The sequence below is a fragment of the Paracoccus sp. (in: a-proteobacteria) genome (genome assembly GCF_030536915.1).
GTDB lineage: Bacteria > Pseudomonadota > Alphaproteobacteria > Rhodobacterales > Rhodobacteraceae > Paracoccus.
On sequence record NZ_JAUNPC010000033.1, the window covers coordinates 1 to 22,260 of the forward strand.

Annotated in this window: 22 protein-coding genes and 1 tRNA gene; 7 read left to right on the forward strand and 16 right to left on the reverse strand. The window is 67.6% G+C overall.

All coding sequences use genetic code 11. From position 1 onward, the window contains the following. The 7 genes from pqqE to rpsB all read right to left on the reverse strand — a co-directional run. Positions 1-1,116 (reverse strand): pyrroloquinoline quinone biosynthesis protein PqqE (gene pqqE / locus Q4F04_RS07690; RefSeq protein WP_303369251.1); only part of this gene is annotated, 1,116 nt, incomplete at its 3' end. Continuing rightward, positions 1,113-1,385 carry a pyrroloquinoline quinone biosynthesis peptide chaperone PqqD gene (gene pqqD, locus Q4F04_RS07695; protein WP_303369252.1) on the reverse strand — a complete coding sequence of 91 codons (273 nt, stop codon included), beginning with the start codon at positions 1,383-1,385 and terminating at the stop codon, positions 1,113-1,115. The genes pqqD and pqqE, both read right to left, overlap by 4 nt. Beyond that, on the reverse strand, positions 1,382-2,137 hold the full coding sequence (pqqC, locus tag Q4F04_RS07700; protein ID WP_303369253.1) for a pyrroloquinoline-quinone synthase PqqC: 756 nt from the start codon (positions 2,135-2,137) through the stop codon (positions 1,382-1,384). The genes pqqD and pqqC overlap by 4 nt, the downstream gene beginning before the upstream one ends. Beyond that, positions 2,134-3,015 (reverse strand): pyrroloquinoline quinone biosynthesis protein PqqB, encoded by an 882-nt coding sequence (gene pqqB / locus Q4F04_RS07705; RefSeq protein ID WP_303369254.1) that lies wholly within the window; start codon positions 3,013-3,015, stop codon positions 2,134-2,136. The genes pqqC and pqqB overlap by 4 nt, the downstream gene beginning before the upstream one ends. 13 nt (positions 3,016-3,028) lie before the next feature. Next, positions 3,029-3,130, reverse strand: coding sequence for a pyrroloquinoline quinone precursor peptide PqqA (pqqA, locus tag Q4F04_RS07710; protein WP_090753227.1), 102 nt, complete (start codon positions 3,128-3,130; stop codon positions 3,029-3,031). Positions 3,131-3,292: 162 nt separating this feature from the next. After that, entirely contained in the window at positions 3,293-4,180 is an 888-nt protein-coding gene (tsf, locus tag Q4F04_RS07715) for a translation elongation factor Ts (protein WP_303369255.1), read from the reverse strand. Between the two features lie 78 nt (positions 4,181-4,258). Continuing rightward, complete coding sequence (gene rpsB / locus Q4F04_RS07720) at positions 4,259-5,053, reverse strand: 30S ribosomal protein S2 (protein WP_303369256.1); 795 nt, start codon at positions 5,051-5,053, stop codon at positions 4,259-4,261. Positions 5,054-5,263: 210 nt separating this feature from the next. On the opposite strand from rpsB, the gene Q4F04_RS07725 reads away from it, so the two are divergent. From Q4F04_RS07725 to Q4F04_RS07740, 4 genes are all read left to right on the forward strand, one after another. Next, positions 5,264-5,340, forward strand: a tRNA-Arg gene (locus tag Q4F04_RS07725). Between the two features lie 171 nt (positions 5,341-5,511). After that, positions 5,512-6,642, forward strand: a complete 1,131-nt coding sequence (locus Q4F04_RS07730) for a hypothetical protein (RefSeq protein WP_303369257.1) — start codon at positions 5,512-5,514, stop codon at positions 6,640-6,642. Positions 6,643-6,758: 116 nt separating this feature from the next. After that, a complete protein-coding gene (typA, locus tag Q4F04_RS07735; protein ID WP_303369258.1) occupies positions 6,759-8,579 on the forward strand; it encodes a translational GTPase TypA in 1,821 nt (606 codons plus the stop codon). Positions 8,580-8,647: 68 nt separating this feature from the next. Further along, complete coding sequence (locus Q4F04_RS07740) at positions 8,648-9,292, forward strand: TetR-like C-terminal domain-containing protein (protein ID WP_303369259.1); 645 nt, start codon at positions 8,648-8,650, stop codon at positions 9,290-9,292. A 182-nt stretch (positions 9,293-9,474) separates the two neighbouring features. Here Q4F04_RS07740 and Q4F04_RS07745 read toward each other — a convergent pair whose 3' ends face one another. The 5 genes from Q4F04_RS07745 to Q4F04_RS07765 form a co-directional block, all read right to left on the reverse strand. Beyond that, on the reverse strand, positions 9,475-9,798 hold the full coding sequence (locus Q4F04_RS07745; RefSeq protein ID WP_182791848.1) for a 2Fe-2S iron-sulfur cluster-binding protein: 324 nt from the start codon (positions 9,796-9,798) through the stop codon (positions 9,475-9,477). Between the two features lie 313 nt (positions 9,799-10,111). Continuing rightward, entirely contained in the window at positions 10,112-11,338 is a 1,227-nt protein-coding gene (locus Q4F04_RS07750; RefSeq protein WP_303369260.1) for a beta-ketoacyl synthase, read from the reverse strand. A gap of 11 nt (positions 11,339-11,349) precedes the next feature. After that, complete coding sequence (locus Q4F04_RS07755; protein WP_303369261.1) at positions 11,350-11,613, reverse strand: acyl carrier protein; 264 nt, start codon at positions 11,611-11,613, stop codon at positions 11,350-11,352. 11 nt (positions 11,614-11,624) lie between these two features. Beyond that, positions 11,625-12,725, reverse strand: coding sequence for a UDP-3-O-(3-hydroxymyristoyl)glucosamine N-acyltransferase (gene lpxD / locus Q4F04_RS07760; RefSeq protein ID WP_303369262.1), 1,101 nt, complete (start codon positions 12,723-12,725; stop codon positions 11,625-11,627). Between the two features lie 25 nt (positions 12,726-12,750). After that, complete coding sequence (locus Q4F04_RS07765; RefSeq protein WP_303369263.1) at positions 12,751-14,289, reverse strand: murein L,D-transpeptidase; 1,539 nt, start codon at positions 14,287-14,289, stop codon at positions 12,751-12,753. Between the two features lie 363 nt (positions 14,290-14,652). On the opposite strand from Q4F04_RS07765, the gene Q4F04_RS07770 reads away from it, so the two are divergent. Then, entirely contained in the window at positions 14,653-15,210 is a 558-nt protein-coding gene (locus Q4F04_RS07770; protein WP_303369264.1) for a DUF882 domain-containing protein, read from the forward strand. 136 nt (positions 15,211-15,346) lie between these two features. Then, positions 15,347-16,774, forward strand: coding sequence for a mannose-1-phosphate guanylyltransferase/mannose-6-phosphate isomerase (locus Q4F04_RS07775; RefSeq protein WP_303369265.1), 1,428 nt, complete (start codon positions 15,347-15,349; stop codon positions 16,772-16,774). A gap of 10 nt (positions 16,775-16,784) precedes the next feature. Here Q4F04_RS07775 and Q4F04_RS07780 read toward each other — a convergent pair whose 3' ends face one another. After that, the gene (locus Q4F04_RS07780) at positions 16,785-18,701 is read right to left on the reverse strand and encodes a potassium transporter Kup (protein ID WP_303369266.1); all 1,917 of its coding nucleotides are present in this window, start codon (positions 18,699-18,701) and stop codon (positions 16,785-16,787) included. 123 nt (positions 18,702-18,824) lie between these two features. Here Q4F04_RS07780 and Q4F04_RS07785 point away from each other — a divergent pair, with 123 nt between their 5' ends. After that, on the forward strand, positions 18,825-20,150 hold the full coding sequence (locus Q4F04_RS07785; protein ID WP_303369267.1) for an aspartate aminotransferase family protein: 1,326 nt from the start codon (positions 18,825-18,827) through the stop codon (positions 20,148-20,150). An 88-nt stretch (positions 20,151-20,238) separates the two neighbouring features. Here Q4F04_RS07785 and Q4F04_RS07790 read toward each other — a convergent pair whose 3' ends face one another. The 3 genes from Q4F04_RS07790 to Q4F04_RS07800 are packed head-to-tail and all read right to left on the reverse strand — an operon-like array spanning position 20,239 to position 22,138. Then, the gene (locus Q4F04_RS07790; protein WP_303369268.1) at positions 20,239-21,240 is read right to left on the reverse strand and encodes a diguanylate cyclase; all 1,002 of its coding nucleotides are present in this window, start codon (positions 21,238-21,240) and stop codon (positions 20,239-20,241) included. Continuing rightward, positions 21,237-21,803 (reverse strand): heme NO-binding domain-containing protein, encoded by a 567-nt coding sequence (locus tag Q4F04_RS07795; protein WP_303369269.1) that lies wholly within the window; start codon positions 21,801-21,803, stop codon positions 21,237-21,239. The genes Q4F04_RS07790 and Q4F04_RS07795 overlap by 4 nt, the downstream gene beginning before the upstream one ends. Before the next feature lie 56 nt (positions 21,804-21,859). Then, positions 21,860-22,138: a DUF3572 family protein gene (locus tag Q4F04_RS07800; RefSeq protein WP_303369270.1), complete on the reverse strand. Its 279-nt coding sequence runs from the start codon at positions 22,136-22,138 to the stop codon at positions 21,860-21,862. Positions 22,139-22,260 lie beyond the last annotated feature (122 nt).

Genomic DNA, 22,260 nt, shown 5'->3' on the forward strand with positions numbered 1-22,260 from the left:
GCGGTATTCGAAGGCAGGCGGCGGGGCGCTCGTCTCGGCCTCGATCAGCGCGTCGAGCTTCGCCCGGAAGGGCGAGCGGCGGCAGACCGGGTCCGTCGCCCGTGCGTCGCCCGCAATCGCCATCGCCTGGCAGCGGCAGCCGCCGAAGTCGATGTCGCGCCGCTCGCAGGTCTGGCAGAGGTCGGGCATCCAGTCGGTGCCGCGGAAGGCGTTGAAGGCCGGGCCGTCGTTCCAGATCTCGGCCAAGGGGGTCGTCAGGACATTCTGGAAGGTCAGCCCCGGAATGATCTCGGCCGCGTGGCAGGGCAGCACCTTGCCCTCGGGCGTGACGTTCAGCCCGGTCGAGCCCCAGCCGTTCATGCAAGCCTTGGGGAAATCCGCGAAGTAATCCGGCGGCACGAAGTCGATGGCGAGCCTGCCCGCATAATCCACCCGCGCCTGCGCGACGGTGCGCTTGGCCTCGTCCACCTGTTCCCGCGTGGGCTGCAGGGCCGCGCGGTTCTTCAGCGCCCAACCCTGGAACTGGACGCAGGCGATCTCGATCCGGCGCGCGCCGAGCCGGTGCGCCAGCGCGATGGTGGCGGCCAAGTCGCCGAGGTTATGACGGTGCATCACCGCGTTGATCGTCAGCGGAAAGCCGATCCGGGCGATTTCGGTGGCAACCATCATCTTGCGGTCGAAGCCGCCCTTGTAGCCGCCGACCGTGTCGGCGATCCCGGCGTTCACCCCTTGGACGGAAAGCTGCACATGGTCCAAACCCGCCGCGTCCAGTTCGTCCAGACGCCGGCCCGTCAGCCCAATCCCCGAGGTGATGAGGTTCGTGTAAAGCCCCGCCTCGCGCGCCGCCGCGACGATCTGCACGAGATCGGGACGCGAAGCAGGCTCGCCGCCCGAGATATGCAGTTGCAGGACGCCCATATCGGCCGCCTGCCGGAAGACCGCGGCCCACTGGTCCGTCGTCAGTTCCCGTTCCCGCGCAGTCAGTTCCAGCGGGTTCGAGCAATAGGGGCAGGACAACGGGCAGCGGTGCGTCAACTCGGCCAGCATGGCCAGCGGCGGATCGGGCCGGGGCCGGACCTGCCGGACGGGAACGGGCGTGGGATGCACTACGGTCATGTCGCCTCCACCAGCCGGCGCGCGGCCATGTCGTCGAGGAACTCGATCACGTCGGCCTCGATCATCTCGACCGGCGCGGCATAGCGTTCCGCAAGGGCTGCGCTGATTGTGGCGATGTCGCGCGTCCCGTCAACCTCGACCAGCACCGCCTGCCCCACCTGATCGAGCATCAGCGCGGTTTCCGGTCCCAGCAGGACCGGCACGCCGCGCACCCGGTCATGGTGCAACCGCACCCCCCGGGGCAGGAAAGGACGGTCGGCGGGCGTCATCCGGTGCCCCCCAGCAGCCCCTCGCCGGGGCGCCAGCCACCGGGCGGGATACGACCAGGGGCGACATAGGCCGAATGCAGCGCGTCAAGCTGCGCCCACAGCACGTCCGTCTTGAAGGTCAGGGCGGCGGCGGCCATGTCCTGCTGTTCCTCGGTGCGGGCGTGGTCCAGCACCCAGGCAAGTCCGAAGGCCACGTCCTTGGGCGCCTCGGACAGCCGGTGCTGGAAATAGCTGATCGTCTGCGGATTGGCGAAATCATAGTGCTCCAGCAGCCCGGAAATGCGCTGTTCGTGGATCGCGGGCGCGAACAGTTCCGTCAGCGACGAGGCCACCGCCGCCAGCAGCGGCTGTTCGCGGACATAGCGGACATAGGCGTCCACGGCGAAGCGCGTCGCGGGCAGAACGCCTTTTGTCGAGGCAACGTAATCGGGGTCGAGCCCCACCCCTTCCGCCAGCCGCAGCCAGCGCCAGATGCCGCCCGGCTGTCCGGCGGTGCCGTCGTGATCCTCGATCCGCGAGCGCCAGGCGCGGCGCAGTTCGGGGTCTTCCACGCGGCTCATGAAGGCCGCGTCCTTCATCGGGATGCGGGACTGATAGTAATAGCGGTTGATGACCCAGGCCCGCACCTGGTCGATGGTGCAGCCCCCCGAATGCAGCAGCGTGTGGAAGGGGTGCTTGTCGTGATAGCGCTCGGCCCCGATGCGGCGCAGGCGGGATTCAAAGGCGGAACGGTTGGGCGTGACGTCGTTCATAGCGTGATCTCCATCCCGTCATGGGCGATTTCCCAGCCGGCCGTCTCGACCTCGGCCCGCTCGGGCGAGCCGGGCTGCAGCACGGGGTTGGTGTTGTTGACATGGACGAAGATGCGGCGGGTGCCGGTCAGGCCCGCCAGCCGGGCGATGCTGCCGCCCTTGCCCGACATCGGCAGGTGGCCCATGCGGGCGCCGGTCTTGGCGCCGGTGCCGGTGCGCGCCATCTCGTCATTGGCCCAGACCGTGCCGTCGAACAGCAACAGGTCCGCGCCCTGCAGGCGCGCCAGAAGCTCGTCCGTCACCTGCGCGCAGCCGGGGATGTAGAAGACCCTGCGGCCCACGGCGTCAAGCATGAGGCCGACGGTCTGCTCGCCCATCAGCGTGGTGTCAGGCTCGCCTTCCTCAAGATACAGCGCCACCTTGCCGGGCACCGCAAAGGGCGTGACGGTCAGACCGGGGATCGGTCGGAAGGGCTTTTCAAGCGCGATGGCCGAACGGTCCACATGATCGGGGTTCAGCACCCGGAAGATGGGCTGGTCCAGGATCTGCAGCGTCTCTGAGGTCGCATGGATGGTGAAGGGCGTGCTTTCCCGCAGGTTCAGCAGGCCCGCGACGTGGTCCACGTCGCCATTCGTCAGCACCACCGCCTTCACCGGGCTGCCCCGCAGCTCAGCGGGATGCAGGCCGCAGGCGTCAAGCTGCGCCCGGATGTCCGGCGAGGCGTTCAGGACAACGCTCTGCCCGCCCGAGGACAGCGCGACCGAGGATTGCGTCATCGCCGAAATGCGGCCCGCGCGCGCGTCGTTGCAATTCACGCAGCCGCAATTCCATTGGGGCAGCCCCCCTCCGGCGGCTGCCCCAAGTATTCTCAGCTTCATCCCGTGGCAGGCGTCAGAGAACGTCGCGGGCGTCGCGGTCGTCCTCGGCCGGACCGTACATGTTGATTTCCATCCCGCACTTCACTTCGCGCGCCTTGGGCTTCGACCAGGTCATACGTCATCCTCCGTGTTGTAGCATGTTGGACAAAGGTGGGGGCAGGACACCCGTCTGTCAACGACACCCTGCGGGTGTCAGCCTTACGTCGCAGTGACAGTTTCGTCATCCATGAAAAAGGCCGGCCCCGAAGGACCGGCCCCGTTCAGCCATGAGGACGGCTCAGGCGCCCTTGAGGGTCTTGGCGACCTCGGCGGCGAAGTCTTCCTCTTTCTTCTCGATGCCCTCGCCCACGGCAACGCGGGCGTAACCCGTCACCTCGACACCAGCTTCCTTCGCGGCCTCGGCCACGGTGACGTCGGGGTTGATGACGAACTTCTGGCCCAGCAGGGTCACTTCCTCGAAGAACTTGGACATGCGGCCGACGATCATCTTCTCGATGACGGCATCGGGCTTGCCGGATTCGCGCGCCTGCTCGGTCAGGACCGACTTCTCGCGTTCCACCAGCGCGGGGTCCAGATCTGCCTCGGACAGCGAGGCGGGCGAGGTCGCAGCGATGTGCATGGCGATCTGCTTGCCGATTTCCTGCGCCTTCGCGGCGTCGCCCTTCAGCGCAACCAGGACGCCGATCTTGCCCATGTTCGGGGCGGCGGCGTTGTGGACATAGGACACGACGTTCTCGCCGGAAACCGTGACCATGCGGCGCAGGGTCAGGTTCTCGCCGATGCGGGCAATGGCCTCGGTCACGACCTCGCCAACCGGCTTGCCGTTCAGTTGCGCGGCGGCCAGGCTTTCGGTCGAATCCACGGTCAGGCCGGTCTGGGCGATCTCGCGGACCATCGACTGGAACGCCTCGTTCTTGGCGACGAAGTCGGTTTCCGAGTTCACCTCGACCGCCACGCCCTTGCCGCCTTCGACGGCGACGGCGACCAGCCCTTCGGCGGCGATGCGGCCGGATTTCTTGGCAGCTTTCGCCAAGCCCTTGGTCCGCAGCCAGTCAACGGCGGCGTCCATGTCGCCCGAGGTTTCCTGAAGCGCCTTCTTGGCGTCCATCATGCCCGCGCCGGTCGATTCGCGCAGCTCTTTCACCATCGCGGCCGTGATAGCCATGTGGGTGTCTCCCTTGTCTTGGAACAGGTCAGGCGGGGCATATCCCCGCCTGATGAAACTCTGGTGATATCGGGCCGATCAGGCGTCGGAGGTCTGCTCGGCCGCGGGCTCTTCCACCTCGATGCCGTCGAGCTCCTCGACCGGCGCATCGGTCAGCGCGCCCAGGTCGACGCCCGCTGCGCCCATCTGCGCGGTCATGCCGTCCAGCGCGGCGCGGGCGACCAGATCGCAATACAGCGCAATGGCGCGGGCCGCGTCGTCGTTGCCGGGGATCACGTGGTCGATGCCCTTGGGCGAGCAGTTGGTGTCGACGATGGCGACGACCGGAATGCCCAGCTTGTTGGCTTCCTGAACGGCCAGGTCTTCCTTGTTCACGTCGATCACGAACAGCAGATCCGGCAGGCCGCCCATGTCGCGGATGCCGCCGAGGCTGGCCTGAAGCTTGGCCTGCTCGCGCTCCATGCCCAGACGCTCTTTCTTGGTCAGGCCCTCGGCACCGGCCGACATCGCCTCGTCGATCGCCTTGAGGCGCTGGATCGACTGCGAGACGGTCTTCCAGTTGGTCAGCGTGCCGCCCAGCCAGCGGTGGTTCATGTAGAACTGCGCCGATTTCTCAGCCGCGTCCGCCACAGCGCGCTGCGCCTGCCGCTTGGTGCCGACGAACAGCACCCGACCGCCCTTGGCGACGGTGTCGCGGATCACCTGCAGCGCGCGGTCCAGCATCGGGACGGTCTGCGTCAGGTCGAGGATGTGGATGCCGTTGCGGTCGCCGTAGATGTATTCGGCCATCCGCGGGTTCCAGCGCTGAGTCTGGTGACCGTAGTGAACGCCAGCTTCCAAGAGCTGACGCATGGAGTATTCGGGAAGCGCCATGTCCATGTCCTTTCCGGTTTGCGCCTGGGACGAGGGATCAGGGGTTTCCCCCAACCGGTGGACCCTGACGGATGTCTCCCGCCCAAGGCCCGCCCTCGCCTGTGAAGTGCGCGCCAAATAGGCGCAAAGCGGCCCGATTGCAAGCCTTGATGGTCCTGCCCTTCATCGGGGCTTGCGAGGGCGCGGGCCTTGCACTAAACGGACCCGACTGCACCCGTAGCTCAGCTGGATAGAGTGCTGCCCTCCGAAGGCAGAGGTCACAGGTTCGAATCCTGTCGGGTGCGCCACCATCCCCTTGATTGCCCTGCCCTGCGGAACCCGCGCCTGTCCGGCGCCGTTGGCGTTTCCGAAAGCAGGTCTCTCGCAAGCAAGGGAATATCGGACATGAACTCCATCATCTATCTGGTCGGCCTGGTTGTCGTCGTCCTGTTCATCCTCTCGTTGCTCGGGCTGCGCTGATGGACCGGGAAGAACAGCGCATCCGCGAAGCCGGCGCGCCCACCGTCGCGTCCGACAGGTCCTATGTCGACTGGGGCGCGATCCTTGCAGGCGCCGTGGTCGCGGCGGCCCTTTCGGCTGTCTTCACCGGATTCGGCGCGGCAGTCGGGCTGGGCTCGATCTCGGCCCGTTCTGGCGAGGGGCTGGGCTTCGGCTCGGTGATCCTGACCGGGCTGTTCATCGTCGTGACGATGGTGCTGGCCTACCTGGCCGGCGGCTACATCGCCGGGCGGATGCGCCGGCGCGTTGATGCGGCGTCGCCCGAGGAATCGGCGGCGCGCGACGGCATCCACGGGCTGGCCGTCTGGGGCATCGGCACGATCTTCGGGGCGATCGTGCTGGCCAGTGCGCTCGGCAGCGCGCTGAATGCAGCAGGTTCTGCCGCGGCAACCGCGGTCGAGGCCACCGGCTCGGCTGTCGGCGGCATCGCGCAGGGCGTGGGCGCCATTGCCGGGGGCGCGGTGCAGGGCGCGGGCCAACTGGCCGGGGGCGCCGCGCAGGCGCTTGGCGGGGCTGCGGCCGGCACCGGGGCGGCGGCGGCTGCCAGCGGCGAGGGCGAGATCCTGCCGGGTCTGCCGAACCCCATCGACTATGTCACCGACAACCTGCTGCGCAGCGAGGCGGCGGCGCCCGACCAGTTCTCGAACGAGGCGATCCGCAGCGAGGTTGGAAACATCATGGCCAATGTGATCCGCACGGGCGAACTGGCCGACCAGGACCGTGCCTATCTGGAAAGCGCCATCGCCGCACGGACCACGCTGAGCCAGCCCGAGGTCAGCGCCCGAATCGACCAGGCTGTGGCATCGGTCCAGCAGTTGCGGGCCGATGCCCAGCAGGCGGTCGATCAGGCGCAGGCCGAAGCGCAGCGCCTGCGCGACGAGGCGGCCGCACAGGCCGAGCAGTTGCGCCAGCAGGCCATCGAGGCGGCCGAAACCGCACGTCGCGCGGGCGTGCTGTCGGCCTTCGCGCTGGCGGCCTCGGCCCTGATCGCGGCGGCCGCCGCCTTCATCGGCGCGCAGAAGGGCGGCAAGGCGCGGGACGAGGGCCGCATCTGGGGCGGACTGACCCATAGGCCCCTGCGGCCCCGCTGAGACCGGCAACAGCACCGGACCGGGCCGCCCTCGCGCGGCCCGTCCACATTTTTGCGGGTGGCGCTTGAGGGCTGCGTGGGTTAGTCCGCGCCCGAAATCGCATCAAGGCCCCCGACATGGACATCCGCAACATCGCCATCATCGCCCACGTCGACCACGGCAAGACGACGCTGGTGGACCAGCTTCTGAAACAGTCGGGCAGCTTCCGCGAGAACCAGGCCGTCGCCGAGCGGGTGATGGATTCCAACGACATCGAGCGTGAGCGCGGCATCACCATCCTCGCCAAGGCGACCTCGGTCGAATGGAAGGGCACCCGCATCAACATCGTGGACACCCCCGGCCACGCCGATTTCGGCGGCGAGGTGGAACGCATCCTGTCCATGGTGGACGGGGTCTGCCTGCTGGTGGATGCGGCCGAGGGGCCGATGCCGCAAACCAAGTTCGTGACCTCGAAGGCGCTGGCGCTGGGACTGCGTCCCATCGTCGTGCTGAACAAGGTGGACAAGCCCGCGGCGGAACCGGACCAGACGCTGAACGAGGTCTTCGACCTGTTTGCCAACCTCGGCGCCTCGGACGATCAGTTGGACTTTCCCCATGTCTATGCCTCGGGCGTGAACGGCTGGGCCGACGACAGCATGGACGGCCCGAAAAAGGACATGAGCGCCCTTTTCGACCTGATCCTGCGCCATGTCCCCGCGCCTTCGCAGCTTCCCCGCAAGGACGAGCCGTTCCAGATGCTGGCGGTGACGCTAGGCGCCGATCCCTTCCTTGGCCGGTTGCTGACCGGCCGGGTCGAGGCGGGCACCGCCCGCGCCGGCGACACGCTGAAGGCGCTGTCGCGCGGGGGCGAGCGGATCGAGCAGTTCCGCGTGTCGAAGATCCTCGCCTTCCGCGGCCTGACCCAGACCGCCATCGACGAGGCCGTGGCGGGCGACATCGTGACCCTGGCCGGGATGTCCAAGGCGACCGTGGCAGACACGCTGGCCGCGCCCGAGGTCGAGACGCCGTTGCAGGCAAAACCCATCGACCCGCCGACGATCAGCGTCACCTTCGGCATCAACGACAGCCCGCTTGCGGGCCGCGACGGCAACAAGGTCCAGTCCCGCGTCATCCGTGAACGTCTGATGCGCGAGGCCGAAACCAACGTCGCCATCCGCGTCGAGGACACACCGGGCGGCGAGGCCTTCGTCGTCTCGGGCCGGGGCGAATTGCAGATGGGCGTCCTGATCGAGAACATGCGCCGCGAGGGCTTCGAGTTGTCCATCAGCCGCCCCCGCGTCATCTTCCGCGACGAAAACGGCGAGCGGCTGGAACCCGTCGAGGAAGTCATCATCGACGTGGACGACGACTATACCGGCGTCGTGATCGAGAAGCTGACCGGCGACCGCAAGGGCGACTTGGTCGAGATGCGCCCGGCAGGCCACGGCAAGACCCGGATCGTCGCCCATGTGCCCTCGCGTGGCCTGATCGGCTACCAGGGCGAGTTCATGACCGACACCCGGGGCAACGGCGTCCTGAACCGCATCTTCCACGACTGGGCGCCCTACAAGGGTCCGATCCAGGGGCGGCGGCAGGGCGTGCTGATCTCGATGGAGGACGGCGTTTCCGTTGCCTATGCCCTGTGGAACCTCGAGGAACGCGGCCGCCTGTTCATCGGCGCGCAGGAGCAGGTCTATCAAGGCATGATCATCGGCGAACATTCCCGCGACAACGATCTTGAGGTGAACCCGCTCAAGGGCAAGAAACTGACCAACGTGCGCGCCTCGGGCACGGACGAGGCGGTGCGGCTGACGCCCCCGGTGCGGATGAGCCTCGAGGAAGCGATCGCCTATATCGACGACGACGAGCTGGTCGAGGTCACGCCCAAGATCGTGCGGCTGCGCAAGCGCCATCTGGACCCGCATGAACGCAAACGTCAGGCACGCGCCGAAAGCTGATTGCCATCGGGGCCGTTCACGTTCAGGTTGACGCATACTGACCTGTGTCACTTGTGGGGAAAGCTCCGGTGAAACCCGGCGAATCGGCCATGGACGTCCTTCTGCGGGCTGCCTGCGAGCGGCTGGTGACGGCCGATCCGCCCTGCTGCGAGCCTGACAGCCTGGCTTCGGAAACCGGCATCGACCCCAGGGTGGCCCGCAGCCTGCTTCCCTCGACCGAAGCCGTCCTGCAGAATGTCGCGGAAAGCGCGCTGCGCCGGCAGCTTGACCACCTGACCCGGCGGCTGAGCGGCCTGTCGGACCAGACGCCTGCGCATCAACTGGTGGAACTGGGCCGCGCCTACGTCGAATGGGCGATCGAGAACCGCAACGATTTCCAGGTGCTGAACTCGCGGATGATCCGCGGGACATTGGACAAGGGAGAGGTCAACCGCTACCACAACGCGCTGCAGCAACTGACCCTCTCGATGCTGACTCGCGCCCGCGATCAAGGCCAGTTGCGTCCGGACATGGACCCGATGCTGCTGTCGCTTGTGTCGCGCGCCTTCAGCTATGGGCTCGCCCGGCTTTACGTGGACCGGCAGCTTGCGCTGTGGGAAGCGGGCAATCCCGACGAGGATGAATACACCAAGGCCACGGCCGCCCTTGAAGGCTTCGCCGACCTGCTGCTGACCGACTGGCGGAGGGATCAGCCCGCCGTTTCCAAGGCATAGCGGCCGGGGCTGGCCGAGAACACGAGCGCCCGGCTACCGTTCAGGAAGACGCGGCGGCTTGTTTCATCTTCAGACCCCGACCGGTCGGTGATGCTGCAGCCGTTCTCGGCAAGAAGCCCGGCGATGACGGCGGCAGGTTCAGGCAGCGGTCAGAACGAAGCCGCAGCCCTCTCTCTCCCGGCTCAGATCTGCTTCTCGGGCATCTGCACGACAAGCCCGTCCAGTTCCGGCGTGACCTTGATCTGGCAGGTCAGGCGCGAGCGGTCAGGGTCGGGCTGCCAGGCGAAATCAAGCATGTCGGCCTCCATCGGATCCCTTGGCGGCAGGCGGTCCACCCATTCGGGGGCAACATAAACGTGGCAGGTGGAACAGGCGCAGGCACCGCCGCAATCGGCCTCGATGCCGGGGATGCCGTTGTCGCGGGCGCCTTCCATCACGGTCATGCCGGGACGCACCTCGACCTCGTGCCGGGTGCCGTTCCATTCGATATAGGTGATCCTGGCCATCAGCGGGGTCCTTTGTCTGCAGCCATGGGGATAGGCGATGACCGCCCGGATGAAAAGATGCGAGCTTGCACCCGCGTCACGGCCGCATGGGTATTTGACCCGGAAAGAAGCCCGTTAACCTGATCTCAGGATTTCTGCCGCATAGCCTGAGTCGCGGTACAGGCTGGGGAGCCGATGACCGCCCAGAGAGAAGTCGCCCCGGTCATCATGGTGAGACATCCCGTTCCCGTCAGACCGGCGGGGGTGGCCGGGGCGCAACCCCGTGGCTTCTTTCCGGGTCAAATACCCATGCAACGTTTCGACCAAGCGCAGGTCATGCCCGTTTGAGCGCGATCACCGCGTTCAGCCCGCCGAAAGCGAAGGCATTCGACAGAACCGCGCCCACCTTCGCCTCGCGGGCGACATTGGGGACGACATCCAGCGCGCATTCAGGGTCCGGTTCCTCATAGCCGATGGTGGGGGCGATGATGCCGTCGCGCAACGCCATGACGCAGGCCAAAAGCTCGATCGCGCCAGTGCCGCCGATGACATGGCCGTGCATGGCCTTGGTGGAAGAGATCATCAGCTTGTCGGCATGGTGGCCGAAGGCATGGGCCACCGCGGCGCATTCGGTCTTGTCGTTGGCCGCCGTCCCGGTGCCATGGGCATTGATGTAGCCGATATCTTCGGCGCTCAGGCCTGCGTCCCGCATCGCGCCCAGAATCGCGCGTTCCGCCCCTTGCGCGGATGGCATCACGATGTCCTGCGCGTCCGCCGACATGGCGAAGCCCACGACCTCGGCCAGGATGTCGGCGCCGCGGGCGGCCGCGTGATCCCAATCCTCGAAGACGAAGACGCCCGCGCCCTCGCCCTGCACCATGCCGTTGCGGTTGGCCGAAAACGGGCGGCAGGCATCGCGGGACATCACGCGCAGCCCCTCCCAAGCCTTGATGCCGCCAAAGCACAGCATCGCCTCGGACCCGCCCGACAGCATGACCCGCGCCGCGCCCGAGCGGACCATCTGGAAGGCAAGGCCCATCGCGTGGTTCGAGCTTGCGCAGGCCGTCGCCACCGTGAAGGCCGGGCCGCGCAACCCGAACTCCATGCTGACATGGCTGGCGGCCGCGTTGTTCATCAGCTTCGGCACTACGAAGGGATGGACGCGGTTCTTTCCCTCCTCATAGACGGCGCGGTAATTTTCGTCCCAGGTGTTCAGCCCGCCGCCGGCGGTGCCCAGAACCACGCCGGAACAGAGGCCGAGTTCCCCCTGGAAGTTCAACCCGGACTGCGCCACCGCCTCTTTCGCGGCCAGCAGCGTGAACTGGGTGAACCTGTCGTAAAGCGAGATCTGCTGGCGGTTGAAACAGGCCTCGGGGTTCCAGCCACGGACCTGGGCGCCGATGCGGACGGAAAGCCGCTCGACATCCTGGAAGTCCAGCGCGCCGATGCCGCAGCGGCCTTCGCGCATGGCCTCCAGCGTCTCGGGCACGTTGCGGCCCAGCGCATTGATCGTGCCCATGCCGGTGATCGCCACCCGGCGCGGACCCTGGGGCGCCGCCATGGCTGGCGCACTCATTCCTTTTCGGCCACCAGCCTCTCGACGGCGGCGATGATCGAGCCCAGCGACGAGACGTCGAAGTCCGACTGGTCGGGTTCGTTGGCATTGAAGGGGATGACGATGTCGAAGGCTTCCTCGATGGCGAAGATAGACTCGACCAGACCGAGGCTGTCGATGCCGAGGTCCACCGGCGTCGCCTGAGGGGTGATCTGTTCGGGGTCCATCATCGCCTGCTCGGCGATGATGGCGACGATTCGGTCGTGAATGCTCTGGGTCATGGGCGCTTTCTTCAGTCCTTCTGCATCAGCCGTGTGACGGTCTTCTGCAGTTCGGCGAATTGCGCGGCCATCCGCGGCAACCGGCGCATGGCCTTGTTGATCTCGATCTGGGTTTCCATCTTCACCGCCGGCGACCCGAGGATCACCCGCCCGGCCGGGACATTGGTGAAGATGTTGCTGGCGCCGCCCGCGATCACGTCGTCGCCGACGAAGATGTTGTCGTTCACCGCAGCCTTTCCCGCCAACACGACCCGGTCCCCGATCCGGGCAGAACCGGCGACCCCCGCCATCCCGCAAAGCAGGCAGTCGCGGCCGATGCGGACGTTGTGGCCGATCTGCACGAGGCTGTCGATCTTGGTGCCCGAGCCGATCGAGGTCGCCCGGATCGTGCCCCGGTCGATGGTCGAGTTCGCCCCGATTTCCACGTCATCGCCCAACGTCACGCCGCCCAGCGAATGGATGCGGACCCAATGCTGCTCACGGACCTCGCCCCGGTGGCCGAGGGTGTGCCGGATTTCCTCGACGCCCGAGACTTCGGGGGTGACGAAGGAAAAGCCATCCCCGCCAATGACGGCGCCGGGCTGCACGATCAGCCGTGCGCCCGCGGTCACGCCATGGGCGATGCGGACGCCCGCGTGCAGCAGGGCGTCATCGCCCAGCACCGCATCCGCGCCGATGGTCACATGGGCGTCGATCCGCGCCCGCACGCCCAGCCGCACGCCGGCGCCGATGACGACAAAGGGACCAATGGCCGCACCCTCGCCGATCTCGGCCGAGGGGTCGATCACGGCGCTCGGGTGGATGCCGGGCGCGATCCGGGGGCCGCGGTCCAGCGCCTGAGTCAGCCCCGCCATCGCCAACCGGGGGCGCGCCACGATCACCGCGCCGGCAAGGCCCATCGCCTCGGGGTCCATGCCTTCCGAGATCAGCGCCGCCGCGCCCGGCGCCAGCGAGGACGCATATTGTGGCGCCATCGCCGTCGCGATCACGGCGCTGCCATCCGCGGCAGGCCCCGCCTGGGCCGGTTCGGCCGCGCCGGTGATCCGCAGCGCGCCGTCGCCCCAGAGCCGCGCGCCAAGGGCCTGGGCCAGTTCCGCCAGGGTTATCGTCATCGGACGTCCTCCTTGCGCAACAGTCCTATTCGGCAAGCGCCGCCGTTTCCACCCCGGCAGGCGCCCGCGCCTTCAGCGCGGCCCAGACCGCCGCGTCCCGGCCATAGACATCCGGGAAATGGCGGATCGTGCCATCCTCGTCCGCGATGGTGGTGAAATAGACGATATGCACCGGCAGCGGCAGGGTCTTGAGGAACCGCTCGTTCCCCGATTGCCGCGCGCGGGCATAAGTCGCGGCGGGATCGTCGGCCACGCCTTCCAGCAGCACATGCGCCAGGTCCACCGACTTCTGCACCCGGATGCAGCCGTTGGAAAAGGCGCGGGTGCGTTCCCCGAACAGCCCTTTCGAGGGCGTGTCATGCAGGTAGATGTTCATCGGGTTCGGGAAGATGAACTTGACCTCGCCCAGCGCATTGTCGTCGCTGGGCTTCTGCCGCAGCCGATAGGGAAAGGTCTTCGCCGTGAAGCGCGAGAAGTCGATCCCCTCGCGGGCGACCACCCTGCCCCGGCTGTCCACCACGTCCAGATGCGCGACCGCATGGCGGTTCTGCTGCAGGCGCGGCAGGTAGTCGCGGATCGCCATGGACCGCGGGACGTTCCAGCTCGGGTTCACGACGACGTTCTGCATCACGTCCGAGAACTCGGGCGTGCGCCAGTCGTCCTTGTCCTTGCCGATCACCGCGCGGCTTTCGAAGATGGCGCGCCCGCCCTCCATAACGCGGACGTTGAACTCGGGCAGGTTCACCCAGATCATCCGGGCGTCCAGGTCATGCCCGTTCAGCCAACGCATCCGCTCAAGTGCCACCAGCAGGTCGCGCGGCGCACTGCCGCCGTTCATGCGGTCCACCGTGCGGGGGCCGGCGATGCCGTCGGAATGCAGGCCGACGCGGGTCTGATAGGCGGCGACCTGCCCGGCAAGGCCGCTGTCGAAAAGCTCGGGATCGGAACTGTCCGCCACAAAGCCCAGGGCAGCGAGACGGGCCCGCAGCCGGCTGATCGCCGCGTCGCGCATCCCTTCCCGCCACAGGCCCGGCGGAACGCGCGGCACATCCGCGCCGACTGCGGGCCCCATCTGCGCGGCAAGCGCCGCCTGCAGGACCCGGTATTGCGCGCCTTGCGGCGGCACCCCGGCCAGCATCGCGGCAGGGTCCGGCGCGGCGACGAAGCGGGCGAGAAGTTCGTCCGTGGGGATGCGGATCACCTCGCGCCGGTTCTCGGGATCGACGCGGCGCGGGTCGAGGATGCCGCCGCCCACATCATGGGTCCAGTCCGCAAAGGCCTGTGCAAAGGCGATCTCGGCCGCCGGGTCCGTGCGGTTTTCAAGCGCAAGCAGCCGGTCGGCGCCGTAGGCATCTGGCAGGCCATGGGCGGCAGCCTGCCCCACCGCTGCAATCAGCGCGTCCCTGCGCGGCGCGGCGTCGGCAGAGGTGAACACCGGCACCAGCCCGGTCGAGCCGTACCATGCCGCCAACCCCGGCTGCCGCGCGACCCCGCGAGCCAGATTCCACTCGTCCGGCGTGAACGCCAGCCGTGGCGAGGGCGCAACCCCTGCGTGTGACGCCACCGGCAACAGGGCGGAAAGAAGAATCGTCCGGGCAACCCGCGCGAGAGAGGACATGGATGGCAGCAAACGTTTCAATCCCCGCATGAGACGCACCTTATCCTAAAGGGCTGCGATGCCCGGATTGAACCGGAACGGCGCGGCATTTCTGCCGATCCCGTTGCACCCGCGCGACACCCTGACCGCTGCTGCCACGGCTCCGCTTGGAGCATAGGCGATTTTTCGCCTATAATGGCGTGAAATCGCCGTCACAAGGAACTCACAGTTCCGCAACCGGCGACGCGGTGACATATTCTCAACCAATCCGGGAGAAACCCGGACATGCCAAACGATGGCACGCACAACGCAGGACAGGCGGATCTGAACATGAGTTTCGAATTCTCGCGTCGCGGCCTTCTCGGCGTGTTCGCAGCGACGACGGTCGCTGCGGCCCCGGTGATGGCCAATGCCTTTGGGGTCGTCCGTGGCGCCGGCGATTACCGACGGGTGCGGATGTATTCGGGCCGGACGGGTGAAAGCATCGACACCGTGTACTGGGCGGATGGCAGGTATATCCGCGACGCCCTGAATGAAATCAACATTTTCATGCGCGACTGGCGCACGGGGCAGGTGATCGGCATCGACCCGCGCATGGTGGACATCGCAGCCGCCAGCGCCCGGCTGATGCAGACCAACGAACCCTACATGATGCTGTCGGGCTACCGCTCGCCCAAGACGAACGCGATGCTGCGCTCGCGCAGCGGCGGGGTGGCCCGGAACTCGCTGCACATGACCGGCAAGGCGGCCGACCTGCGGCTCAAGTCGCGCTCGGTCAACCAGATGTACAAGGCTGCGGCGGCATGCCGGGCCGGCGGCGTCGGCAAGTATTCCAGCTCGAACTTCGTGCATATGGACTGCGGCCCGCTGCGCACTTGGGGCGGCTGAACCCACCCCGACCATGCGCCAGAAAGCCCGCATCCTTGCGGGCTTTTGTCTGTCCGGCAGGCTGATGGCGCTTTGCCGCGCATTGACCGAGGCTTGCGCCAATGATTCGCCCCCTTGCCTCAGGAAGCCACCTGCCATGACCCGCGTGATCCCCGTCCTTCTGTCCGGTGGCTCGGGCACGCGGCTCTGGCCCGTCTCGCGCAAGTCCTTCCCCAAGCAGTTCGCGCCGCTGATCGGGGAACGCTCGCTGTTCCAAGCCTCGGCACAGCGGCTCTCCGGTCCCCGCTATGCCGATCCGCTGGTGCTGACCAACGCCGATTTCCGCTTCATCGTGACCGAGCAACTGGCCGAGGTGGGAATCACCCCCGCCGCCATCCTGATCGAGCCTACCGGGCGCAACACCGCGCCGGCGATCCTTGCGGCAGCCCTGCATCTGGGGGCGAACGATCCCGATGCGCTGATGCTGGTCGCGCCCTCGGACCATGTCGTTCCCGATGCCGAAGCCTTCGGCCTCGCCGTCGATCAGGGAGTGCCGCTGGCGCAGGAAGGGCGAATCGTGACCTTCGGGATCGCGCCGACCCGGCCTGAAACCGGCTACGGCTATCTCGAACTCGACGGTGACACCGGTGACAGCCCCGCTCCCCTGCGCCGCTTTGTCGAAAAGCCGGATGCCGGAACCGCCCGCGCGATGCTGGCCGAGGGCCGGTTCCTCTGGAACGCGGGCATCTTCCTGTTCACCGCCCGCAGCATGATCGCGGCCTTCCGCGCCCACGCGCCCGAGTTCCTGCAGCCCGTCGAGGCTGCGCTGGCTGGGGCCAAGAAGGACCTCGGCTTCCTGCGGCTCGCGCCCGAGCCGTGGGAAGCGCTGGCGGATCTTTCCATCGACTATGCAGTGATGGAAAAGGCCGACAACCTGTCGGTCGTGCGCTTTTCGGAACACTGGTCCGACCTGGGCGGCTGGGACGCCGTCTGGCGCGAGGCGCAGGTGGACACCCCTGCCTGGCGCGGCGTCATCGCCGATGAACGATCCACGGCGATTGACTGCGACAACGTCCTGCTGCGGTCGGAGGACGACGATGTGCAGGTCGTGGGCATCGGGCTGAAGGACATGATGGTGGTCGCGACCGGCGACGCGGTGCTGGTCGCGGGCATGGACCGGGCGCAAGACGTGCGGCAGGCTGTCACGGCCTTGAAATCCAAGGGCGCGCGGCAGGCGGAAAGCTTCCTGCGCGATCACCGGCCCTGGGGCTGGTTCGAGACGCTGGTGATGGGGGATCGCTTCCAGGTCAAGCGCATCGTGGTCCATCCCGGCGCGTCCCTGTCGCTGCAAAGCCACGTCCACCGATCCGAACACTGGATCGTCGTCAGCGGGACCGCAAAGGTGACGGTGGACGACAAGGTGTCGCTCGTGACGGAAAACCAGTCGATCTACGTCCCCCTCGGCGCCGTCCACCGGATGGAAAATCCCGGCAAGGTGCCCATGGTGCTGATCGAGGTCCAGACCGGCGTCTATCTGGGCGAGGACGACATCATCCGCTACGACGACGTCTACGCGCGGACCTGAGCGGACGGGCCTAGATGTTCAACTGCTGGCCCAGTTCCACCACCCGGTTCGTCGGCAGTCGGTAGAAGTTCGTGGGCTCGGAGGCCGAGCGATACATACCCGCATAAAGCCGCGAGGCCCAGAGCGGCATCATCCGCCCCTTCCCGACCCTCAGCGAACGGCGGTTGAGGAAATAGGATGTGCCCATCAGTTCGAAGCGGTGCCCCTGCGCCCGGCCCAGCGCCAGCGCACGGGGGACGTTCGGCTGCTCCATGTAACCGAAGCGCAGCCGCAGCCGCCAGAAGCGGGGCGTCACTGCCTCGATGCGGAAGCGATCGGCGTCGGGGACGGTGGGGGTGGTGGCCGTCTCGACCCGGACGACGTAGTTGCGCTCATGCAGGACGCGGTTGTGCTTGAGGTTGTGCATCAAGGCGGGCGGCGCGAAGGCGGGATCCGCCGTCAGGAACACCGCCGTGCCGGGCACGATGGTGGGCGGGCTCGCCTCCAGCTTGGCGGCCAGGAAATCCAGCTTGATGGCCTCGGACGACAGCCGGCGCTGGATGATCTGCGTGCCGCGCATCCAGACGCCCATGAAGGTGACGACCGTGGCGGCGAACATCAGCGGGATATAGCCCCCGTCCGGCACCTTCAGCAGGTTTGCGTAAAGGAAGACCAGCTCGATCGCCAGGATCGGCAGCATGATCGCCAGCACCACCACCCAGCGCCAGCCCCAGGCATGGCGGAAGACGACGATCGCCAGGATCGAGGTGATGACCATGTCGCCCGTCACCGCGATGCCATAGGCGCTGGCAAGCCGCGCCGACGATCCGAAGGCCAGCACCAGCGCGCAAACCCCGGCCATCAGGATCATGTTGACGCGCGGCAGGTAGATCTGCCCCGCCTGCCGGTCCGAGGTATGCTGGATGTCCAGCCGCGGCACCAGCCCCAGCTGGACCGCCTGCTGGGCGACCGAGAAGGCGCCCGAGATCACCGCCTGGCTGGCGATCACCGTGGCCGCCGTCGCCAGCAGCACCAAGGGCAGCAGGAACCAGTCCGGCGCCATCAGGAAGAAGGGATTGGCGGCGCGTTCCGGGTGCGACAGCACCATCGCGCCCTGCCCCGCATAGGCCAGCGTCAGCGCCGGCAGCACGATCCAGAGCCACGAGATCCTGACCGGGCGACGGCCGAAATGGCCCATGTCGGCGTAAAGCGCCTCGGCCCCCGTCACGGCCAGAAAGACCGAGCCCATGACCGGCAGCGCCCCGTATCCGTTCTGCGCGATGAAGCCCGCCGCGCGCAGCGGGTTCAGCGCCTGCAGGATTCGCGCGTCGTCCATGATATGCGAGGCGCCAAGGACGCCCATCACCCCGAACCACACCAGCATCACCGGGCCGAACAGCCGTGCCACCGCCTCGGTCCCCGATCTCTGGACCCAGAACAGCGCGATGACGATCACCAGCGTGACCGGCACGACCCAGTCCGAGGCATGGGGGACGACCAGTTCCATCCCCTCGATCGCGGCCATCACCGACATCGCGGGGGTGATCATCGCGTCGCCGAAGAACAGCGAGACGCCGACGATGCCGGTCAGATACAGCCACCAGGCCCGCCGACCGCCCAGCGCGCCCTGTGCCTTGGCGACCAGCGACAGGGTGCCGCCCTCGCCGTTGTTGTCGGCCCGCAGGATCAGCGCGACGTATTTCACCGTCACGATCAGCATCACCGTCCAGAACAGCATGGACACGATGCCGATCACCGCCGTCTCGGCCATGCCATGCTCATGCGCATGGACCAGCGACTCGCGCAGGGCGTAAAGCGGCGAGGTGCCGATGTCGCCGAAGACGACGCCCAGGCAGGCCAGCACCAGCCCTGCGCCAAGCGCGTCGGGCGGTGGGTGGATCTCGGAAGGCTCGGGGTCGCGCAGGTCGGTGACGGCAGGCTCGGACATCGAATCGCCCTCATGAGCAGCGGCGGGATATCTGGTGCGGCGGCAGTGGTTTGGCAAGCCCGCGCTTGACTGCACCCTGCCCCGTGCTAGCGTCCCGCGACCCCCCATCCGAACGAGCTTGCCATGCCCCTGGACCGCAAACCCGCCCCGAACGACCTCAACGCCTTCTGGATGCCCTTCACGGCGAACCGGCAGTTCAAGCAGGCGCCGCGGATGCTGGTGGCGGCGAAGGACATGCACTACACCGCCGCCGACGGGCGGCAGGTGCTGGACGGAACGGCGGGTCTGTGGTGCTGCAACGCAGGCCACACACGGCCGCGCATCACCCAAGCGATCAGCGACATGGCGGGGACGCTGGACTATGCCCCGGCCTTCCAGATGGGCCACCCGACGGCCTTTGAACTCGCCAACCGCCTTGTCGACATCGCGCCGGAGGGGATGGAGCATGTCTTCTACACCAACTCGGGTTCCGAGGCGGTGGACACGGCGCTGAAGATTGCGCTCGCCTACCACCGGGCGCGGGGCGAGGGCAGCCGGACCCGCCTGATCGGGCGGGAACGCGGCTATCACGGCGTCGGCTTCGGTGGGATTTCCGTGGGCGGGATCGTGAACAACCGCCGCGTCTTCGGCTCGCTGCTGGCGGGCGTGGACCACCTGCCCCACACGCATCTGCCGGAAAATCGCATGACGCGGGGGCAGCCGGAACATGGCGCGCATCTGGCGGATGAACTGGAACGCATCGTCGCCCTGCACGGCGCCGACACCATCGCGGCCGTGATCGTGGAACCGATGGCCGGGTCCACCGGCGTCCTGCTGCCGCCCAAGGGCTATCTGGACCGCCTGCGCGAGATCACCCGCAAGCATGGCATCCTGCTGATCTTCGACGAGGTCATCACCGGCTTCGGCCGCCTGGGCTCGCCCTTTGCGGCGCAGCATTTCGGGGTGGTGCCGGACATGATCACCTGCGCCAAGGGGCTGACGAACGGCGTGATCCCGATGGGGGCGGTGCTGACCTCGGGGGCGATCCACGACGCCTTCATGCAGGGGCCGGATCACGTGATCGAGCTGTTCCACGGCTACACCTATTCCGGCAACCCCATCGCCTCGGCTGCAGCCATTGCGACGCTGGAAACCTATGCGGAGGACGGGCTGCTGACCCGCGCGTCGGCGCTGGAGGCGCATTGGGAAAAGGCGCTGCATTCGCTGGCCGACCACCCCCATGTGGTGGACATCCGCAACATGGGCCTGATCGGCGCGGTCGAGCTTGCGCCCATCGAGGGCCAGCCCGGCAAGCGCGCCTTCGACGCCTTCCTGCGCGCCTTCGAGGCCGGCATCCTGATCCGCGTGACCGGCGACATCATCGCCCTCTCCCCGCCGCTGATCATCTCGGAAGCGCAGATCGACGAGCTGATCGGCACGCTGGGCGAGGTGCTGAAGGCCGGGGGATGAGGCATCCGGGCGGCGATGGCCGTTCCCGCGCCAGGCTGCGGGAACGGCGGGACGGTCGGTGCGCGCCGGGAAATGACGGGCGGTCCGGTCAGTGCCGTTCCTTCTTCGCGGTCCTGCGTCCCGGCGCATTCTCCTCTCCGGCGGCGATGCGGGTGCAGCCACGGCCGGCGTGCTTGGCGGCATAAAGCGCGGCATCGGCGTCGGCCTCCATCCGGGCCCAGGTGATCCGCTGATAACGGGATGAGATCGCGACCCCGAGGCTGGTCGATACGCGGCTGAGCGTTCCGGCGATCTCCACCGGCGTTTCGATCCGCTGGATGATGCGGCGGCCCATCGCCTCAAGCACGGCGGGATCGCACAAGCCCGGCAGCAGCAGGACGAATTCGTCGCCGCCGGTGCGCGCGACCGTATCGACCTCGCGCACGATGGCGCGCAGGCTGGATGCGACCTGTCGCAACATCTCGTCCCCCGCAGCGTGACCCAGGCTGTCGTTCAGGGGCTTGAAGTGATCGAGGTCCATGACGATCAGCGAGAAGTGCTGCGGATCGCTGTGCATGGCCCCCTGCCGCAGCGCCTCGAAGGCCAGTTGCAGGCCGCGGCGATTGTAAAGCCCGGTCAACGGATCGGTGAAAGCCTCGGCTTCGGCGCGGGTCCGGGCCGCGACCAGGCGGCTGTTGGCGCGCGACAGTTCCTGCGTCATGGCGCTGTTGGCCTCATGCAGGAACAGGAACTCCATCGCCAGATCCGCGGGGGCGAAGTCCCGGTCGGTCAGGTCATAGCGGCGGATGGCATCGACAAGGCCGATGCCCAGCCCGAGGTTCAGCAGCAGCCCGCCCCCCGCAAGCCCAATCGCCCGCCCGCGCAGGATCTGGCCCGGCGAGGACCGCACGCGCAGGAACACCCGCTCGGCCTCGGCCAGCGCGGCAAGCGGGGTCGCGGCGTCGGCGCCGACAGGCTCGAAGGCCGCGGCAAAGGTCTCTGCCTCGCCGACGATCCGCCGCAGGGTCGGGCCTGCCGACAGGATCTGCCCATGCGCATCCAGATGCAGGTGCATCGGCATCAGCATCAGCGCGGCTTCTGCCAGCGTCACGCGGCACCCACGGTCGGATCGCTGATCGAGAAGGGCCGGCCGGCGTTGAAATCGATCACCGGAACATCGACCCGGACCCGCCCCCCCGCCACCTCGATCACCGCGAGCACCCCGTAATCGTCAGCCATGGCATGCAGCATCCCTGCCACGGCATGCAGCCACAGGGGATCGCATGAGGACCGGATTTCCCACCCCGAAGCGGTGGGCGTGACCGACAGCACCGGCAGCCTGAGCCGGTGGACCACCATCTGGCCGCGCCCCCGCAGTTCCTCGAGGCTCATCATGAAGGCGGCGAAATCGCTGCCGGCGAAACGCAGAAGCCGCCGCATCGGCGCGAGTTGCGCCATCCAGGCGCCCAGATCCTCGGCCAGTTCCGGCGGCGAGCGGCCGAGCTGCCCCGCAAGGGCCGCGATCAGCGCGCCGGTGATCTCGGCTTCGGTGCTGTCCATGATCTCGAATCCACGCGGATCGACCCCGACCGCCCTTGCCGTCGCCGTCCAGACCGCCTCACCATAGGTGCCGCGGGCGAATTCCTCGATCGCGCGGTTGACCAGCCCGTGCATCCCGTTCTCCTGCCTTCCGTCCAGCTTGACCGGCAGAACTTAAGATCCGGTAAAGATCAGCGCAGAACGCCGGCGGCAAGCGCCTGGCGGGTATGGGCGACCGTCGCCTCGGGCCAGCCCGACGCCGCCGCGAAGGCGGCAAGCCGGTCGTCGCTGGCGCAAATGAAGTCCACCAGGGCCGAGGCGAAATCCGTCGACGGCGCGGCCGCAAGGGCGCGCAGGTCGGCCGGATCAAGGCCGGTTTCCGCGCAAAGCGCCTCGACCAGGTCGGGACATCCGGCAAGATGGCCGAGGATCGCTTCGGCAAGGGCGTCAAGGGAACTGCGCGTGATCATGGCCTGCCTCATGCCCTTGCGCCGCGCCATCCGCAAGCACGCCATGGTGATGGCGGGGAAGGGAAACGGTTTGTTAATCAGTTCCACGCAGATTGTCCCCACAAGCGCAACCCGCGAGGAGC

Bases quoted from the DNA above. Each gene is read 5' to 3' on its own strand.
- Q4F04_RS07785 (WP_303369267.1), top strand. From the start codon at position 18,825: ATGCCCCTGGACCGCAAACCCGCCCCGAACGACCTCAACGCCTTCTGG.
- Q4F04_RS07730 (WP_303369257.1), top strand. From the start codon at position 5,512: ATGGACCGGGAAGAACAGCGCATCCGCGAAGCCGGCGCGCCCACCGTC.
- Q4F04_RS07770 (WP_303369264.1), top strand. From the start codon at position 14,653: ATGAGTTTCGAATTCTCGCGTCGCGGCCTTCTCGGCGTGTTCGCAGCG.
- Q4F04_RS07795 (WP_303369269.1), bottom strand. From the start codon at position 21,803: ATGCACGGGCTGGTCAACCGCGCGATCGAGGAATTCGCCCGCGGCACC.
- pqqC (WP_303369253.1), bottom strand. From the start codon at position 2,137: ATGAACGACGTCACGCCCAACCGTTCCGCCTTTGAATCCCGCCTGCGC.
- typA (WP_303369258.1), top strand. From the start codon at position 6,759: ATGGACATCCGCAACATCGCCATCATCGCCCACGTCGACCACGGCAAG.
- Q4F04_RS07745 (WP_182791848.1), bottom strand. From the start codon at position 9,798: ATGGCCAGGATCACCTATATCGAATGGAACGGCACCCGGCACGAGGTC.
- rpsB (WP_303369256.1), bottom strand. From the start codon at position 5,053: ATGGCGCTTCCCGAATACTCCATGCGTCAGCTCTTGGAAGCTGGCGTT.
- Q4F04_RS07780 (WP_303369266.1), bottom strand. From the start codon at position 18,701: ATGTCCGAGCCTGCCGTCACCGACCTGCGCGACCCCGAGCCTTCCGAG.
- pqqB (WP_303369254.1), bottom strand. From the start codon at position 3,015: ATGAAGCTGAGAATACTTGGGGCAGCCGCCGGAGGGGGGCTGCCCCAA.
- lpxD (WP_303369262.1), bottom strand. From the start codon at position 12,725: ATGACGATAACCCTGGCGGAACTGGCCCAGGCCCTTGGCGCGCGGCTC.
- Q4F04_RS07750 (WP_303369260.1), bottom strand. From the start codon at position 11,338: ATGGCGGCGCCCCAGGGTCCGCGCCGGGTGGCGATCACCGGCATGGGC.
- Q4F04_RS07800 (WP_303369270.1), bottom strand. From the start codon at position 22,138: ATGATCACGCGCAGTTCCCTTGACGCCCTTGCCGAAGCGATCCTCGGC.
- pqqD (WP_303369252.1), bottom strand. From the start codon at position 1,385: ATGACGCCCGCCGACCGTCCTTTCCTGCCCCGGGGGGTGCGGTTGCAC.
- Q4F04_RS07775 (WP_303369265.1), top strand. From the start codon at position 15,347: ATGACCCGCGTGATCCCCGTCCTTCTGTCCGGTGGCTCGGGCACGCGG.
- tsf (WP_303369255.1), bottom strand. From the start codon at position 4,180: ATGGCTATCACGGCCGCGATGGTGAAAGAGCTGCGCGAATCGACCGGC.
- Q4F04_RS07755 (WP_303369261.1), bottom strand. From the start codon at position 11,613: ATGACCCAGAGCATTCACGACCGAATCGTCGCCATCATCGCCGAGCAG.
- pqqA (WP_090753227.1), bottom strand. From the start codon at position 3,130: ATGACCTGGTCGAAGCCCAAGGCGCGCGAAGTGAAGTGCGGGATGGAA.